The following is an 18,218-nucleotide window of genomic DNA, read 5'->3' as shown; positions in this document are numbered from 1 at the left end:
TCATCAATTAAGTATTAGATTTTATCTAAGAGTTCATTTAAAGTTTTCAAATAATAAAATTTTCACAAAAAAACACCCTCATGTTTTGAGGGTGTTTCTATAATGTGGCTAATCTATTGTAATTATTATTCTTTTACAGTATAGTTGGTCCAAGCAAATTTTGAGAAATCTGCACCAACTCCAGCTTTTACTGTTACAGTACCATCGGCAGCTACAGTAATAGCATCGTTATCTGTAGTAAAAGTACCCGTAATCGTACCTCCAACTTTATCATCACCTACATCACCTTGTTGTATAGCATTTGTAAAAGTAACTGAACCATTTCCTTTCTTATCATCTGTATCTACTCTGTTTCCAAAAGAAGCTTTACCAACTGTTCCAAAGAAAGCGTTATTAATAGTAGCTTCTGTACCTCTTCTTATTTCTGCTCCAGCTTTTAATGGAGTTATTTCAGAAAGGTTTAATACAGTAACTTTTTCGAAAGTAGGTTTAGAAACCGGAGTTGCAGCATTGTTAGAACCATTACTATCAAATTCTATACCTCTTGGATCCTCGGTAGCGTCATTAAATCCGTTTTCTCTAACTCCAAATAGATTGGTTAAAGTTCCTGTATATCCTTGAGTACCATCAAACATATCATCTTTGATATTCACACAAAGAACATTCTCTACACTTACAGTTCCACCAAAGAACTCAATACCATCATCTGCACCGTTGAAAATAGCAATGTTATTGATTGTTGTTCCGGTACCTACAGTATATAAAGAAATTCCATTAAACTCCTGATCTCCATTAATTTTGGCTCCTGTATATTCTGCAATTACATAAGTAAGAGTCCCTGAGTTATCTGCGTTATCAGTACCTCCATAGTTAAGTCCTGCAACTTCAGACTCAGCAGTTGCTCCTTTGTTAGTTGGAGTTTTTCCTGCAATTACTATTCCTCCCCAGTCACCTGGTCTTGGGTTAGCTGCATCTGAAGTAAATTTTATAGGAGCAGCTGCAGTACCTTTGGCTTCAATTTTTGCTCCTTGCTCAACAGCTAAGTATACGTCAGTACCTCCGGCTTTTGCTTTTACAGTTGTTCCTGCTTCTATTGTTAAAGTCTGCCCTGATTTCACAGTTAATGACCCAGTAAGAACCCAAGTCTTACTTGCTGCCAGAGTAATATCACCTGTAATATTACCTTTTAAGTCTGCTTCATCTAAATCTGGATCATCCTGAGAAGCTATTGTACCATCTTTTGTGGGTTCAGAAGGAGTTGGTGCAGGAGAATCATCATCGCTAGAACAAGAAAATATTGTTGCTGCTATTACTAATATTGGTAAAAACCTTAATTTTTTCATTTTGTTTGTTTTTGAGTTATTATTTCATTCTTAACAAAGAACCCTATAGAATCTAAATTCAGAGTAAAGGGTTCATTATGTATATGTTATATATTTTACTTTAATTTTATCTTAAGGTAAAATGCTTTTTATATGTTAAAATTTATAGTTAAGTCCTAGTGAAAAATTTATTCCTCTTTGATAAGATCTCATAACAAATTCTTGAGGTACATCCCTTATTTGTTCAATTTTGGGATTTAAGAGGTTAGTGGCTTTGAATTTAATTCCTATTTGATCATTAAACTTTCGTTCCATAATAAAGTCCAGATTTGCTACAGCTTTTTGAACAATATTATTATTGAAGTTTGACCCAATACTAAATACTTTATCGGTTTGATATGCAAATACCAAGGTTGCCAAAAACTCTTTCTTGTCATTAACACTTCTATACGTGATATCACTGTTAATCAAAAGAGGCGCTGCTCCTTCTAATTCAGAATCTTTACCCGTAATAAGAATCCCCTGATCTTCAAGTTTATCTGTATCTTCGAATTCTAAATTTGTATACATATATGTAGCATTTCCTCCAACACTTAATTTTTGAGATTTATCATCATCTGTTTCATTTTTATATATGTTCTTTTTAACCTCAATTTCAATTCCTGCTATGGTAGCATCTCCCAAATTAGCATATGTGAAGTTCCTATCGGCTGCAGATATTCGTTCTATTCTATTGATCGCATCGTTAACTTGTTTACCAAATACCGAAGCAGATATCAATTCATCACTTTGTGGGTATATTTCCCATTTTAAATCGATATTATAGTTATCAGATGGTTTCAATTCGGGGTTTCCAGATTCTAAATAATCAATCCCTTCATACACAAATGGTGCTACTTCCTTAAATTGAGGATATGTATAGGTCTGACTTGCTGAGAGGCGAAGTATATTTTTTTCGTTGATATTATATTTCAGATTAAGAGAAGGAAGAAAATAAGTTTCATCTATATTTAATGGCCCTCCATTATCTCTATCTGAATTAGTAAGATTGGTAAACCATTCTACCTCCATTTTTACATCTTCAAATCTTCCTCCTACACTGGCGTAAAACTTTTCAGAAAACTTGTAATCGACACCTAACGCAGCAATGTTCATAGCCTTATTAGCATCATATGTAAAAGGGTCGAGAGCATTTTCTCCAAAACCAAAACCAGTTGTAAACCTAAAGACATCATTATCTAGTGCTGCCTGGTTTAAAGTAGCTTCCAGATTGTTAGGATCAATAACTATAGTACTGGGTAAATTATAATCGAAATAAATAGCTTCAAAATCCCTTGTTGTATTTCTAAAATTATACGCAAGAGTTATTTTTCCTTTATTTTCATCTTTCGCTCTTCCTCCAAAATACTTTGTTATTGTTGCATTGGCATTAAGATCATCTTCTTTAAGATTATGATAATAACGACTGTTATTTCTAGGTGTACCAGACGCCAAACGAGTTATATCCTCATCGGTATTAATGATAAAAATATTTCTCTTCCTATTAGGCTCATCATTCTTTACCAAGTTATAAGAAACCCCCAAATCAATATCAAAAGATTTCCCTATTTCATGTTTTGAAATAAGTTGATTAACATACAATAGGTTTTGATTCTGAGTTTGCTGTACTACTCGTGCAAGTTCACCATCGGTATCTGCAACATCTGGTTTTGTTCCTAAATAATCCTGAACTTTTTGACTATTTGAGTGTACCAAAAAGGTGTTGTAAGATATGTCATTGGATAAATTTATTTTATATTTAAAATTACCCATTGCCACCTTGGTATTAGAGTAGTCAAATTCTTCGGCACTTGTATAACTACTTCCAAAAGTACCATCGTTGTTAAAGTTTATTGAACTACCATCTTTATAGTTATATCCATTACTAAAAGAACCAACTAAGAACATAGATAGCGAGCTTTCGTCTCCAAAATTATATTTCTTTCCCCAATCTAAAGAAACACCAAGATTTAAGGGTACAATTCCGGATTTATTTGGTGCCAGATTATCATCAAAAGCATATACTGTTAAGTCTGTTAATTTTGGATCTGTATGATCAGCTATTCCAATCCAGTTAGCACCATCTATTGTTTTAAAGTCTTTATTTTCTACAGCCTGAGAATTTACTCCGCTAGATACACTTACTTTAAAACCGCTTTTACCTTCAAAAATCTTACTGTTAATATTTATATTCGCACCTCCAACGTCTCCATTCTGGTTATTGGAAAAGGCCTTACTTACCCCTAAATTCTGTATAATATCTGTAGGAAATAGGTCTAAAGAAATATTTTTATATCTAGGATCGTTTGATGGTAACGGAAGATTATTTAGGGTTGTGCTATTATATCTGTCGCCAAGTCCTCTAACATAAACTTTATTAGAACCTTCTTGTTTTGCTACTCCTGATATTTTGGCAGCTGCAGCTGTTGCATCGCTTACTCCTTTTCGCGAAAGCTCTTCTGCACCAATTTTTTGTTCAATTTGAACAGCATTTTTCTGCTCTATCAAAAGAGCTTCTTCGCGTTCGCGGTTGGTAACTACTTTTATCACAACTTCTTCCAATGCTGCTGCTGTAGCTCCCATAGTAGCATCTACCACGGCTACTTTATCTGCTTCTACTACTACATTAGGTATTTCTACCGTTTGATATCCTGTAAAACTAAACTGTAGCGTATATGTCCCTACAGGAACTCCGGTAATCTCATATAATCCATCAAAATCTGTAGACGCTCCTTTGGCAGTACCTCCTACAATTACATTAGCAAAAGGAAGAGGTTGATTGTTTGATTCTTTATCTAATAATTTTCCGGCAATAGTCCCGGTTTCTTGTGCAAAAATAGCTCCTATAAAAAATAGTGCCAGTACTGTAAATGTTTTTCTCATTATGTGTTTTCAAAATCTGATACAAATAAATACGGTTTTACAGTAATTAGCTTTACCCCACTATTATGGTTAGTTTAAGGGATTGTGATGTAAGAAAAATGAATAAAAAGGAGGAATCTGTAGGGTTTTCAGGGAATTTGTACCTAGAATCTTATACTATTAAACTATTAATAAACCACTGAATTATAAGGTTTACCTACATCAATCGAGAGCTATTTATCTATACCTTTTTTTGAGTCTCGAATATCGATAGTAATACAAAATCTGTTTTGTATAAATTATTAGAGAATTGTTATGAAGATGTTAAACCAGATAAATTCACAGAATCTGTCTTAACAATAAGATAAAATACGGTACCAAAATATAGGATAACAAGGTAAGTTTTCTTTATGTTTTTAATCCTTCAACTTGATTATTAATAATTTACAAATTATCTATTCTGAAATAAACTAAAAAAAAGAAGCCTGGCGATTAGCCAAGCTTCTACAATTCAAATACTTAAAATATGGGATATTATATTATTGACGAGTCCAATCTGATGTCCAGGTATCACCCTCTTGTAGTGCTCCTGCGTAGTTAGCAGCATCAAAGAATGCTCCTAGTGTAGAAGGATCAAAATTATCTACACCATCTACAGCAGTAGTATACGAATACGTCCCTCTGAAACCAGTAATTTCAAAACCAGTTGGTATAGCAGTACCTGCACTATTAAAAGGAGCACCAGAACCATCTACAGTAAAATTATTAAAAGTTGCAAAATCTGCAAGATCAACAGTTGCACCACCATGATCTAAATCAAATGATTTTGCATTATCGATGATAGAATTTCTAACAATTACTTCATTATTATTAAGGTTGATTAATGTTTGATCATCATCAACTTCAATTCCTTTTCCTGGGAAAGCTTTGATGATAGCATTGTACATCGTTACTTTGGTTCCTGCTCTAAATTCAATTCCTTTATTTTCTCCATCACCATCTTCTGCACCGATTAGTGTGATATTAGATAAGGTAGGATTAGAGAATGGTGCTGCATCTGGCGTAGAAGATAAATTATCTGCTTCGATTCCTTTATCTCCAGCGGCAGAAGTTTGCTGTGCAATCCAGAATTGTCCGTTTCCAACCCATCCATCTGTCCAGTCAAAAGAATCATCTCCGGCACCCGTTACAATTGCATACTTTAAGTTTACAGTTCCTCCAAAAAATTCTATTCCATCATCATTTCCATTAAAAGCCTGGATATATTCTAAAGTGGTCCCGTTACCAACACCATATAACGACAGTCCGTTATATTCTGCATCGTCATTAATTTTTCCTCCTGTATATTCTAAACGCACATAACGTAATATCCCTGAGTTATCTGCCGGATCAGTTCCTCCATAGGTAAGGTTTGCAACTTCTGTAGTTGCTGTAGTACCTCTATTGATAGGAGCTTTACCCGCTAATAATAATCCTCCCCAATCTCCTGGATTAGGAGTAGATTTATTAGACGTAAATACGATAGGTTGTGCTGCAGTACCTTCTGCGATAATTTTTGCTCCTTGCTCGATAGCTAAATATGAGAACACTCCTCCGACATCACCTGCAATAATTTTTGTACCTGCTTCGATCGTTAATGTAACTCCATCTACCACTGATACACCTCCTCTTAGCTCGTATACCTCACTAGATTCTAATGTAACATTTTGTGTAATCTGGCCCTCTAATATTTCGGTTCCAGAAGTATCACCACCAGAACCTCCCTGGTTGATTGTGATATCTCCGATATTATCTTCCTGTATGGTACAAGCACTAAATAAAACTGCTGTTCCGATTACTATTCCCGTAAGTAAATTTTTAGTTTTCATTTTATATAATGATTAATTTTAGTTGTGTTTTCCGTTTATAATTAAAGTTTAAAAGTAACCCCAAGGCTAAAGTTGATTCCGTTATCAAATTTATAGGTGGTAAACTCCTGACCTAAGTCTTCCTGATCCTGGTATCGTTCTATAGATGGGTTTAATAAATTTTTAGCTTTAAGGCTTATTTCAACATGCTTTCCGATCTCATCTTTGAAATTAAAGTTTAGTACTCCAAATCCTTTTTCAAAAATATCTCCTACTCCATTTCCTCCGGCAGAATACACTCTATCTCCGAAAATGTTAAAATCTAAAGCTGAAGTAATTTTATGATTACCAAATTCTTTGGCATACACTACATCTGCATTTACCAGAAAAGGAGAAGCTCCTTGTAATTGTCTTTCTACATTAGTTGGTGCAATATTAGAACCATTAAACGTTGTAATGGTTGGGTCAATCTCTACCTTTGTATACATTATTGTGGTATTAACACCAAAGTTTAGGTTGTTCCAGATTGTTTCTTCTATTTTAAAAAGATTACCCAGGTTCTTTCTATATTCTAATTCTGCTCCAAAGATTACAGCATTATCAGAATTGATAAATGTGTTTACATTTGAAGCTGATGCTACAAACACTTTTTCGATTGGGTTTTCGATATATTTACCAAATAATGTAGCCGCTACCAATTCACCTGTCTGCTCAGGAAAGTGTTCCCATTTGATATCTACATTATAGTTATCAGAATTACTAAGAATAGTATTTCCCAGAGTAGCTTCGGTAACATCTTCATCTAAGAAAGGTGCTATTTCTGTAAATTTTGGTAATGTAACCGTTTTACTGGCTGCAAAACGAAGGTTTGATGTTGAGTTTAATTCATATTTCAAGCTGATACTAGGGAGAATAAAAGTTTCGTCAATCTTTTGTGTTTTGAAAGGAGACGTTTCTAAATCTTGTTGTTCTCTATAGAATACATTTTGTTCAAACAACTCTGCACGAATACCTCCATTGAAGGTGAGTTTCTCTGTTAACGCATATTGCAAATTCGCATACCCCGCAATGGTTGATAAATCTGCCTCGTAAATTCTTGTTGGATTAAGGTTTTCTAAAACAATATATTCTCCATTAAGAAAATTCGTTTCATTTAGTAATGCATCCGGATTATTAAAATCTACATTTTGATTTACAAGGCTATTAAGATTATAGTTTAACTGGTTAGATTCAAAATCTCTGTCTTTTGATCTTCCTGCCAATCCAAAAGTTAATTTGTTTTTAAAGTTATCATCTTCATCCTTTCCAAAATTAATATCAAAATCAACTTTTCCAGAATAATCATTTTCATTCAATTCCTGATAAAAACGTTGGTTGTTTGCTAAATCCGGACTTGTACGGTTTCCTAAAACAAGGTTTCCATTTTGCAATTCTGTAAACACCAATTGACGTCTATCGGGTATTAAGCCCTTTGCTTTATTATATGCAAATCCCCAATTTAACTGGTACTTTCTTTCGCTAAATCTATGTTCTCCGGTAAGTTGTTGTGTAAATAGGTTGTTTTGCTCATAGGTTCCTCTTCTAAGGCGAATACCAACATCTGTATCTTCACTACTCACACCATCTGTAAATTCTCTAAGTTCATCTTCGGTATCATTCACAAACAAGGTAGTTGCAAGAATCTTATTGTTACTGTTCCATCGGTACCCTATACTTCCTAATACTGTAGTATTCGTAAAATACTCATATCGATCTACATTCTTAAAATTTCCTATCCCAGTAATACTTTCTCCCTGAGAGTTAAAAGCAGCCTGATTACCTCCCAAAGCGGTTCTATGGTTTTGATCAAATGATGCGGTAACCAATACATCTAACTTCTGATCTTCTGCAACTGTAAAGGTTTTACCACCGGTTATACTCATACCTCCATCGGGAGCATTAAATCTTTTTACCGGATTAAAGGAAGTATCAAAAGGATAGTAATCTATTTCTGTACTATTATAATTGTAATTCGGAATATCTAAGAAAACAGGAACTCTTCTTGATCCATCATCTAATCCCCATTCATCGTATTGCCCGCCATTAAGTAAGAAAAAATCATTACTAACAGCATTAGAATTTACTCCCGAACTAAAACCAACTTCTAAAAAACCTTTTCCCGGTCGATCTTTGGTATCGATATTTACACTTGCTCCTGCAAAATCACCATATATATCTGGAGCATACGTTTTATAAATCCCTAAATTCTCAACTATATCGGTCGGAAAAATCCCAAGATCAATAAGTTTTAACTTTGGATTTAATGACGGAATAGGCAGTCCATTTAAATAGGCATTGTTATAACGATCTCCTAATCCACGAACATATAATTTATCACTCTGTCTAGAAATACCAGTTGCTTTAGTTAAACCTGTAGCAACATCACTTACTCCTTTTTTAGAAAGTTCTTGCGCTCCTATCTTTTGTTGAATAGTCACCGCATTTTTTTGTTCTAATAAAATAGCTGCTTCAGATTCCTTTTTGGTAGTAGTTTTAATTACAACCTCATCTAATGCAGCCGCACTTGCTGCCATTGCAGTATTAACTGTAGTGGTTTCGTTTGGCTTTACAATTACATCTTTAATATCTAAAGTTTCATACCCTACAAAACTAAACTCTAGTACATATGTCCCTGGCTCCAGATTTTCAATAGTATATAAACCATCAAAATCTGTAGTCGTTCCTTTAGTTGTTCCTTTAATTAATACATTAGCAAAAGGTAAAGGTTGATTATTAGATTCCTTGTCTAATAATGTTCCGGTAATCGAACCGGTTTCTTGCGCGAAGAGTATTCCTACAAAAAATAACGCAAAAAGTGTAACAATTTTTCTCATTTAACTTGTTCTGAAATTCCCGGCAAAGAACGACAGGCAGTGTTAAATGTGTGTTATTCAAAAATTAATTATGTGTCATATTAATGTTAGAAAATTGTTACCTACCATTGTTTACAGAATGTTTTCTCAATATTAATCCAGTGTTAGATCCACACACAAACTACTGTAAATAAGAAATTAACGTGAAAAAAAATCTTCATAAAAAAGATTCATTGTAGTGTTAAGAAAACAAACAACAAATTAGTAATGTAAAAAAAAATAAAACCTTTCTTAGATTAAAAAATCAAATCATAGAAGTGATATCATTCTTTTTTGAGAGTTTTGGAAAACAAAAAAGACTTCCATATTGGAAGTCTTTTTTGTTTATTTTTTTATAGTAAAATCTAGTTTTTATAATTCACAACTACATTGTCTTTACCTGACCAGGTCGTTACATCAGCGATTTGATTTTTATTATAATTTACTTCTGATAACTTATCTGCATTCCAGAAAAACCATTTCCCTGTTTTTACTCCATTATCATATTGCCCCATGGCAATTTTCTTTCCTGTAGCATCATACGATTTCCATTCTCCATGAAGCTTACCTTCTTTATTATAGAAACCTTGTTGTCTTACTGTTCCATCTTCAAAATAAAATGTACCTTTAATCTGGTCGCCTTGCTTTTCAAAAGTAGGTTTTACATCCTGAGCCATTACAGTCGCCGAAAATAAAATGGCCATTGCTACTATTATCTTTTTCATGATTTTAAATATTTTAGATTATTTGGGATGTCGACTTATATTATAAAAGTAATATTTATTTTACATTTAAACAACATTTCGGTAACATTAAATTAACATTAATTTCATAAACCACTCATTTATATGCATTTAGTATACTAAAAATTAAACCTCTGTAATGTTCAAAATCATCAATCCTATCTCACTTTTGTCATCATGAACAGTATTATATTTATACTTTTGATGACGTTAAATTATTCTATGTCATTTCATAGATCTATTATATTTAAATGAATAACAAAAAAAGGCTTATTGAGGTTGCTATTGTTTTTTTTAAGCTAGGTTGTTTTGCTTTTGGTGGTCCGGCAGCACATATCGCTATGATGGAAAACGAAGTAGTTGATAAAAGAAAATGGATGGATAAACAACATTTTCTGGATCTTATCGGAGCCACCAACTTAATTCCTGGTCCTAATTCTACCGAGATGACCATGCATTGTGGTCATGAGCGTGCCGGAATTGCCGGTCTATTTGTTGCTGGAGCCTGTTTTATTTTTCCTGCAGTAGTCATTACAGGAGCGTTGGCTTGGTTTTATACTTCTTATGGACAGTTACCCGAAGTAACTCCTTTTATTTCTGGCATCAAACCCGCTGTACTTGCTATTATTTTATTGGCAATTCTAAAATTAGGAAAAAAAGCATTAAAAAACTGGGAGCTAGGTATAATAGGAATTTTAGTACTAATTATTAGCTTATTGGGAGTAAATGAAGTTATTGCATTATTAAGCGCAGGTCTTTTTGGAACACTATATTTTTATTTTAAATCTAAACTAAATACCTCACCTAAATCCATTGCTCCATTCTTTATATTTAAAATTTCTACATTTACTTTTATTAAACTTTCTTCTATAAAAGTTCTTTGGACATTTTTTAAAGTTGGCGCTATATTATATGGTAGTGGTTATGTTTTATTTGCATATCTAGATGCAGAATTAGTTACAAAAGGCTGGTTAACAAGATCAGAATTGATAGATGCCATTGCAGTTGGTCAATTTACACCAGGTCCTGTTTTATCTACCGCAACCTTTATTGGTTATCAATTAGCTGGATTTTGGGGAGCCATAGCAGCTACACTAGGAATCTTTCTTCCTTCTTTTCTTTTTGTATTACTTCTTAATCCATTAGTACCCAAAATGAGAAAATCCAAAATACTTAGCTATTTTCTCGACACTGTCAATATTGCTGCAGTTTCTATCATGTTATCGGTATTGTTTACAATGTCTTTAGATACCTTAATCGACTGGAAAGCAATACTTATTGCTTTGATAGGTGTTATTATGATTTTTGGGTTTAAGAAAGTAAATCCCATGTGGATTGTACTTGGAGGATCACTTTTGGGGTACGTGTTAAGTCTTATATAGAGCCACTTTTAACGATAGCTTAAAGTTTTGGTAACATAAAAACTCGCCAAATAAAATATTTTTGGCGAGTCGTAAGACGACATTTGTAGTTTCAAAAAATCATATTAGTTTTTGTCGACTTAGATTTTTGAAATACAGGGCTAACCGAAAACGGTTAGCCTTTTTCGTTTTTGCATAAATACTTAAAAAAAAACATCTTAATATAATCATTATAAAACATTAAGTTAACATTAACTTAACATTGGTACAGGTTCTTTGCAAGCGACAAAAACTAGTATCGATTATGAAATTAAAGAATACACTAACAGCGTTAGTTCTATTTACGCTTTGTTTTGTAAATGCTCAGGAAACTACTGAGACCAAATTTGGAAAAGGAATCTTAAATGTCGTTGCCAAAGATAGCTCGTGGAGCATGAAATTTGCAACCAGATTTCAATTACTTTCTACTACCGGTTGGGATATTAACGATAATAATTATAGTAAACCAGAAACCAATTTTCTCGTAAGAAGAGCACGTTTAAAATTTAGCGGTTTTGCTTATAGCCCAAAAATTAAATATAAAATAGAATTGGGGGTATCTAATAGAGATATTTCTGGAGCTTCAGAATTCACTAGCAATGCTCCACGTTATATTCTAGATGCTGTTATAAAGTGGAATTTCTATAAAAACTTTACACTTTGGGCCGGACAAACAAAATTGCCCGGTAACGTAGAACGTGTTATTTCTTCGGCAAACTTGCAATTAGTAGATCGTTCTAGGTTAAATAGTCGTTTTAATATAGATCGTGATTTAGGAATACAGTTAAGACATCATTTTAAATTATCAGATAAATTCATCATTAGAGAAATTTTTGCAGTTTCCCAAGGAGAAGGAAGAAATATTACCAGTGGAAATTTAGGCGGTCATCAATATACAGGAAGGCTAGAATTGTTACCTTTTGGCAAATTTAAAAGTAAAGGAGATTATAAAGGAGGAGATCTTAAGAGAGAACAAACTCCTAAATTAATGCTGGCAGCTACTTATGACCTTAATGCCGATGCTGTAAAAAACAGAAGTAATCAAGGATCTTATATGCAAACCAGTACTGGTTTTTACGAGACTAATATCTCTACCATATTTGTAGATGCTATGTTTAAGTACAAAGGGTTTTCTTTTATGGGAGAGTTTGCCGATAGAGAAGCTGATGAGGCAATTGCAGTAGAAGAAGATGGGACACCAACTGGAGATATAGTTCAGGTTGGTAATGCGATAAATCTTCAAGCTGGATATTTGTTTAAAAGTAATTGGGAAATAGCAGGACGCTATACTAATCTTAATTATGATGCAATTGTTGGAAAAAATCTTGAAGAACAATATACCCTTGGGGTATCAAAATATGTAGCTGGTCATAACTTAAAAGTTCAATCCGATATAAGTTATACCACTGAAGATGGTAATGGTAGTGGGTTAATGTATAGATTACAATTTGATATACATTTCTAAATCACAAGCTAATACATAACAGTTTGGTAACATTAAGCTGAGAATTGATTATAATATTTGCACCTTAAACAAAAAGTATGGATAATATTTATTTATTAATGGTAGTCGCGCTAGCAATATTAGCGGTTGCCGACCTTATTGTGGGAGTTAGTAATGATGCTGTTAACTTCTTAAATTCTGCTATTGGTTCTAAAGCAGTTTCTTTTAGAACAATAATGATTGTTGCCAGTATTGGTATTGCAGCTGGAGCCGTTTTCTCTAGTGGATTAATGGAAGTAGCGAGAAAAGGAATTTTTAATCCTGGTGAATTCTATTTTGATGAAATCATGATCATTTTTATGGCAGTTATGATTACCGACATTCTCCTTCTCGACTTTTTTAATACGCTGGGGATGCCAACTTCGACAACGGTATCTATTGTATTTAATCTTTTGGGAGCAGCAGTATCTATTGCACTAATTAAAATTGGAGCGGATCAAGGGTTAGCTTTTTCTGATTTAGGAAATTACATTAACACCAAGACAGCAACAAAAATTATTAGTGGTATTTTGCTCTCGGTAGTGATAGCATTCTCGGTAGGTGCTATTGTACAATTTATAACTCGTTTATTACTATCCTATAATTTTGAAAAGAAAGCCAAATGGGTTGGTGCTTTATTCGGAGGAATTGCATTAACTGCATTATTGTATTTCATTTTCATGAAAGGAATTAAAGGAACCAATTACGCCAAAGCTATAGTTGATGTTGTATATAATGGAGGTCCTGAAGGGCTATTAGATTGGGCCAATACTTATTTTGGTAGTACGTATGAAAATGTAAAGGAACTGGCAAAAGCTCAGAAAAACCTTTTCAAGATAGATGGTGATGCAGGAACAATCAAAATGACTTTAAGAGGATATTTAGAAACCTATGTATTTCAAATCGTAGCTGCCGGTTTTGTATTGTGGTCAGTATTATCTTACCTACTTATTAATTTCTTTAAAGTAAATATCTATAAGCTTATCATTATTGTAGGTACATTTGGATTAGCATTAGCTTTTTCGGGTAACGATTTGGTAAATTTTATTGGTGTACCTATAGCGGGCTGGCAATCTTATGAAGCCTGGGTAGCTTCTGGTATTCCTGCTACAGAGTTTTCTATGGATGTTTTAGCCAAAAAAGTAGACACTCCAACTTTACTACTATTTGGTTCAGGAATAATAATGGTACTTACATTATGGTTTTCAAAAAAAGCTCGATACGTTGCCGATACCGAAATTAACCTTTCTAGAGAAGGAGAAGCCAAAGAACGTTTTAAACCAAATTTTCTATCAAGAGGTGTTGTAAGAAGTACTGTTTTGATATCTCAAGGACTTGGTGCAATTACTCCAAAACCTGCAATGGAGTTTATAGAAAAAAGATTTACCAAACCCGTTATAGACTTACCAAAGAATAAAAGCTACGAAATGCCTGCATTTGATATGGTAAGAGCTGCAGTAAATCTTATGGTTGCCGGAGTCTTAATTTCTATTGCAACTTCTATGGGATTACCACTTTCTACAACCTATGTTACTTTTATGGTTGCAATGGGTACCTCATTAGCAGATAGAGCTTGGGGAACAGAGAGTGCAGTATATCGTGTAGCAGGAGTGCTTAACGTAATTGGCGGATGGTTCTTTACCGCTATAAGTGCATTTGTAGCAGCTGCAACAGTAGCGTTTTTGATTAATCTTGGTGGCCCTATAATGGTTGCAGTATTATTACTTATTGCTGTATTGCTTTTGGTAAGAAATACTATTAATTATAGAAAGAGAGTTAAAGCAGAGAAAGCAGAAGATAGTCTTAAAAATTCTGAGAGTAGCTCTGTTCAAGGAGTTATCGAAGAAAGTGCAGATAATATCAAATCCTTTGTAAACAGAGGAAATAAAATTTACACAAGTACGATAGATAGCCTTGTGAAATATGATTTAATCGCCTTAAAGAAAAGTAAAAAAGGAATTGCTAAACTAGATGAAGAAGTTGAAGAACTAAGAGACAATATTTTCTACTTTATCAAGAATCTTGATGAGTCTAGTGTAGGTGCCAGTAATTTTTATATTAATATTTTAGGGTATCTGCAAGATATGTCTCAGTCTTTAGAATATATCACCAAAGCAAGTCACAAGCATGTAAACAACAATCATAAAAAACTTCGATTTAATCAGATTAAAGATTTAAAAGAAATCGAAGAACAATTAAATGAGTTGTTCAGGCAAATCAAAAAAGCATTTAGTGATAGAGATTTTGATCATATTGATACCATTATTAATGAAAAACAAGAACTCTTTAATAAGGTAAATCAAAAAATAGATAAACAAGTTGCTAGAACGAGAACTGAAGAAAATAGCCCAAAAAACACCACTTTGTATTTTGGATTACTATTAGAAACCAAAGATCTTATTACCGCAACAATGAATTTGTTAGAGACCTATAGAGAACACAAATAGTAGATCTCACCACTCATAAAAATTGTAAAAAAGGCTAAATATATTAATGTTTAGCCTTTTTTATTTTTAACTTCACTATGTGAATTTGGCACAAAAAACCATCACGTTAAGCAAATGTTATCTACTCACACAACTAATGTTAGCTTATCGTTACCAAATCTATATAAATATGTATACTTCGTATTAAGTGGTATATTTATCCAATGTTATGTAATGCTATACTATAATGAACAAAAAAGATATTACGATACTATTAGTTGATGATGAACCCGATATTTTAGAAATTGTCGGGTATAACCTTACTGCAGAAGGATATACAGTAATAACTGCAGAAAATGGTGTTGAAGCTGTAAAAGCTGCAAAAAAGAAAAAACCACATCTAATTATTCTAGATGTAATGATGCCAGAGATGGATGGTATAGAAGCCTGCGAGCATATAAGAAAGTTACCAGACTTACAAAATACAATCATTACCTTCCTTACAGCGCGTGGTGAAGACTATTCTCAAGTTGCTGGATTTGATGCCGGTGCAGATGATTATATTACAAAACCCATTCGTCCAAAAGTTTTAGTAAGTAAAGTAAAAGCTCTATTGAGAAGACTTAAAGAAGAAGAGTCTTCAGATAATGTTGTTAAAATAGGAAATTTGGTCATTAACAGAGATGAATACAAAATTGTTAAAGACAAAAAAGAAATTGTATTACCAAGAAAAGAATTCGAATTACTATCTTTATTGGCCTCTAAGCCTGGCAAGGTTTTTAAGCGAGAAGATATTCTTGATAAGGTTTGGGGTAATGAAGTCATTGTAGGTGGTCGTACAATTGATGTGCACATTAGAAAATTAAGAGAGAAAATCGGCGATAATAGTTTTAAAACTATTAAAGGAGTAGGATATAAGTTTGTAGTTTAATGGCAGAAAACTTTAAAAAGTCGTATAGATTTGCATATCTATCTTCTTTATATATAACCATATTATTAACGCTCGCATTGAGCGTTTTTTTATACATTCAATCACTGTTTAATCCATTTATTATATTTGGTTTTATAGTGATTTGTTATCTAATTTGTTTTCTCATTATTCAATACAGGGTAGAAAAGTTTATTTATCGTAGAGTACGTAAAATCTATGATGATATCGAAATGCTGGAAGTAGATTCTATCGGAGAAGGCCCCGTAACTACAGATATGAGAACTCTTATCAAAGAAGTTGAAAAGTTTGCTCAACAAAGAAAAACAGAGATCGAAACTCTAAAAATCAGAGAAGCTTATCGTAAAGAATTTATGGGTAACGTTTCTCATGAGTTAAAAACACCTCTGTTTACTGTTCAGGGATATATTCTTACCCTCCTGGATGGAGCAATGGACGATCCTGAAATTCTGGATAAATATTTAAATCGTGCAAACAAAGGAGTTGAACGCTTGATTTATATTGTAAATGATCTGGATATGATTACCAAACTTGAAGTAGGTGATCTTAATCTTAATTATACCAATTTTGATATTGTAGAATTAGTACAAAGTGTGTTTGATTTATATGAAATGAAAGCTGCAAAAAAGAATATTGCTCTTACGTTTGATATGAATTATGAAGAACCTGTACTTGTACATGCCGATAAAGAGCGCATACAACAAGTACTTTCTAATTTGATTGTAAACTCAATAAAATACGGAAAAGAAGATGGTACTACAGAAATAAGTATCGAAGATTTAATCCGTAATAAAACCATTGTTAGAATTACTGATAATGGTGAAGGAATTGCACAAGCCCATATTCCACGATTGTTTGAGCGTTTTTATCGTGTAGACAAAAGTGGATCGCGTAAAGAAGGTGGATCTGGTCTTGGACTAGCTATTGTAAAACACATTATCGAAGCGCATCATGAGCGCATTTATGTAGAAAGCGATTATCGAGTGGGAAGTGAATTTTCATTTACTTTGGAAAAAGTGAAAAAGTTCCCTATAGTCAATATCAGTACTAAAACTACTTAACCCTCTGTATGCATTTAAATCCCTTAGTTTTGTTAATGTAAACTCGTTCTGATTACAACTAGGAACTAGCTTATTAACCGTTAAACGCTCTGCAAGATATTCTTGCTCAAACTGTCCGGGAGTTGGTATAAAGAAAGCTTTTTTCTTCAATTTTGCAAGATCCATTACTGTTGTATATCCAGATCTTGAAATAATCAGGTTACTACTATTAATAGTATCTTCCAGATCTTTTCCGGTTAAATAATTATGAATAGTAATATTATTTTTTACAAACGTCTGTTGGGTTTCTTCAATAAGTCCACGTACAAATACAATCCTCTTATCACTTTGTTCAAATTCATAAAACAGTTTTTGTTCTAGTAAAGTACGTTGTGGTTCTGGCCCAGAAAGCAATACCATAATATCATATTTTTTAGGTACAATTTGATATTCAAATCTACTTAATGGCCCAAGATAAGTCACAGGAATATTGTTTCTCTTAGGATGCCCTAACTCACCACTAAGATTAGGATCATCTGCCATATCAGGAACCCAACACACATCAAATTTTTTAATATACTTATTATGTAGTTTAGTACTTATAGAAGTAGTTTTTCCGCTTAATACAGTAAGTTGATGTGTAATAAATACCGAAGGAATACTCTTATGTCGTACTCCCATTCTGTTATCAGAGATAATCCCACAAAATTTTTCCTCTTCAATGATTTTTTTTATTGCTTTTTTTTCAGCACTAATTGCATGAGCAATTTTAGGACTGTTTAACAACATCTTTAATTTGAAATTACTCCCTTTTTTAGAATACTCTATATTATAAGAAGGGAGTTCTTTGGTAAGTAGCATAGGAAACTCCTTCTTTAATAACGATAAGGCAACCCCATCAGAAGCAATAACAGGCTCCAGACCTTCTGCCAGTAATGCATTGATAATAGGAATACATCGGGTTGCATGACCTAGTCCCCAATTAAGAGGAGCAACAAGTACTTTTTTATTCAAACGTTCTAGTATTTAAGTTGTTATAGTAACTATCAATTTGATTCTTAATAATAAAAGTAATCCTATTTTCTTATACATATATTTCCTTAATTTTACCAAAAAATTATCTTAAGTGAAATTTTATATTCAAAAACAAGAGTGTATTGATTATTTAATTGAATCTGAATGATAACAAATACAGGTATTTCTCGCAGTAAAATGA

At 33.1% G+C, this 18,218-nt stretch carries 11 protein-coding genes; 5 read left to right on the top strand and 6 right to left on the bottom strand.

Annotated elements, in window-relative coordinates; genetic code table 11:
- Positions 1-125: 125 nt before the first annotated feature.
- The 5 genes from DK441_RS02180 to DK441_RS02160 form a co-directional block, all read right to left on the bottom strand.
- The gene (locus DK441_RS02180; RefSeq protein ID WP_109097273.1) at positions 126-1,343 is read right to left on the bottom strand and encodes a hypothetical protein; all 1,218 of its coding nucleotides are present in this window, start codon (positions 1,341-1,343) and stop codon (positions 126-128) included.
- 135 nt (positions 1,344-1,478) lie between these two features.
- Positions 1,479-4,244, bottom strand: coding sequence for a TonB-dependent receptor (locus tag DK441_RS02175; RefSeq protein ID WP_109097272.1), 2,766 nt, complete (start codon positions 4,242-4,244; stop codon positions 1,479-1,481).
- A gap of 518 nt (positions 4,245-4,762) precedes the next feature.
- The gene (locus DK441_RS02170; RefSeq protein WP_109097271.1) at positions 4,763-6,091 is read right to left on the bottom strand and encodes a hypothetical protein; all 1,329 of its coding nucleotides are present in this window, start codon (positions 6,089-6,091) and stop codon (positions 4,763-4,765) included.
- A gap of 41 nt (positions 6,092-6,132) precedes the next feature.
- Entirely contained in the window at positions 6,133-8,943 is a 2,811-nt protein-coding gene (locus DK441_RS02165) for a TonB-dependent receptor (RefSeq protein WP_109097270.1), read from the bottom strand.
- A gap of 383 nt (positions 8,944-9,326) precedes the next feature.
- Positions 9,327-9,686 carry a toxin-antitoxin system YwqK family antitoxin gene (locus tag DK441_RS02160; protein ID WP_109097269.1) on the bottom strand — a complete coding sequence of 120 codons (360 nt, stop codon included), beginning with the start codon at positions 9,684-9,686 and terminating at the stop codon, positions 9,327-9,329.
- Positions 9,687-9,955: 269 nt separating this feature from the next.
- Here DK441_RS02160 and chrA point away from each other — a divergent pair, with 269 nt between their 5' ends.
- The 5 genes from chrA to DK441_RS02135 all read left to right on the top strand — a co-directional run bounded on the left by chrA (position 9,956) and on the right by DK441_RS02135 (position 17,023).
- Positions 9,956-11,086 carry a chromate efflux transporter gene (gene chrA / locus DK441_RS02155; protein ID WP_109097268.1) on the top strand — a complete coding sequence of 377 codons (1,131 nt, stop codon included), beginning with the start codon at positions 9,956-9,958 and terminating at the stop codon, positions 11,084-11,086.
- Positions 11,087-11,369: 283 nt separating this feature from the next.
- Complete coding sequence (locus DK441_RS02150; protein WP_109097267.1) at positions 11,370-12,569, top strand: porin; 1,200 nt, start codon at positions 11,370-11,372, stop codon at positions 12,567-12,569.
- Positions 12,570-12,646: 77 nt separating this feature from the next.
- On the top strand, positions 12,647-15,034 hold the full coding sequence (locus DK441_RS02145) for an inorganic phosphate transporter (RefSeq protein ID WP_109097266.1): 2,388 nt from the start codon (positions 12,647-12,649) through the stop codon (positions 15,032-15,034).
- A 226-nt stretch (positions 15,035-15,260) separates the two neighbouring features.
- Positions 15,261-15,944 (top strand): response regulator transcription factor, encoded by a 684-nt coding sequence (locus DK441_RS02140; protein ID WP_025664395.1) that lies wholly within the window; start codon positions 15,261-15,263, stop codon positions 15,942-15,944.
- The gene (locus DK441_RS02135; RefSeq protein WP_109097265.1) at positions 15,944-17,023 is read left to right on the top strand and encodes a cell wall metabolism sensor histidine kinase WalK; all 1,080 of its coding nucleotides are present in this window, start codon (positions 15,944-15,946) and stop codon (positions 17,021-17,023) included. The genes DK441_RS02140 and DK441_RS02135 overlap by 1 nt, the downstream gene beginning before the upstream one ends.
- On the opposite strand, the gene DK441_RS02130 is transcribed toward DK441_RS02135, so the two are convergent.
- Entirely contained in the window at positions 16,961-18,016 is a 1,056-nt protein-coding gene (locus tag DK441_RS02130) for a glycosyltransferase (RefSeq protein ID WP_109097264.1), read from the bottom strand. The genes DK441_RS02135 and DK441_RS02130 overlap by 63 nt on opposite strands.
- Positions 18,017-18,218: the final 202 nt, after the last annotated feature.

The sequence above is a fragment of the Aquimarina sp. AU58 genome, from assembly GCF_900312745.1.
Taxonomy (GTDB): domain Bacteria; phylum Bacteroidota; class Bacteroidia; order Flavobacteriales; family Flavobacteriaceae; genus Aquimarina; species Aquimarina spinulae.
The sequence above is the reverse complement of the archived record's forward strand: the minus strand, read 5'-3'. Positions and strand labels throughout refer to the sequence as shown.

What these genes read in the sequence shown, in the direction of transcription:
- DK441_RS02180 (WP_109097273.1), bottom strand. Translation starts at nt 1,343, where the DNA reads ATGAAAAAATTAAGGTTTTTACCAATATTAGTAATAGCAGCAACAATA.
- DK441_RS02175 (WP_109097272.1), bottom strand. Translation starts at nt 4,244, where the DNA reads ATGAGAAAAACATTTACAGTACTGGCACTATTTTTTATAGGAGCTATT.
- DK441_RS02170 (WP_109097271.1), bottom strand. Translation starts at nt 6,091, where the DNA reads ATGAAAACTAAAAATTTACTTACGGGAATAGTAATCGGAACAGCAGTT.
- DK441_RS02165 (WP_109097270.1), bottom strand. Translation starts at nt 8,943, where the DNA reads ATGAGAAAAATTGTTACACTTTTTGCGTTATTTTTTGTAGGAATACTC.
- DK441_RS02160 (WP_109097269.1), bottom strand. Translation starts at nt 9,686, where the DNA reads ATGAAAAAGATAATAGTAGCAATGGCCATTTTATTTTCGGCGACTGTA.
- chrA (WP_109097268.1), top strand. Translation starts at nt 9,956, where the DNA reads ATGAATAACAAAAAAAGGCTTATTGAGGTTGCTATTGTTTTTTTTAAG.
- DK441_RS02150 (WP_109097267.1), top strand. Translation starts at nt 11,370, where the DNA reads ATGAAATTAAAGAATACACTAACAGCGTTAGTTCTATTTACGCTTTGT.
- DK441_RS02145 (WP_109097266.1), top strand. Translation starts at nt 12,647, where the DNA reads ATGGATAATATTTATTTATTAATGGTAGTCGCGCTAGCAATATTAGCG.
- DK441_RS02140 (WP_025664395.1), top strand. Translation starts at nt 15,261, where the DNA reads ATGAACAAAAAAGATATTACGATACTATTAGTTGATGATGAACCCGAT.
- DK441_RS02135 (WP_109097265.1), top strand. Translation starts at nt 15,944, where the DNA reads ATGGCAGAAAACTTTAAAAAGTCGTATAGATTTGCATATCTATCTTCT.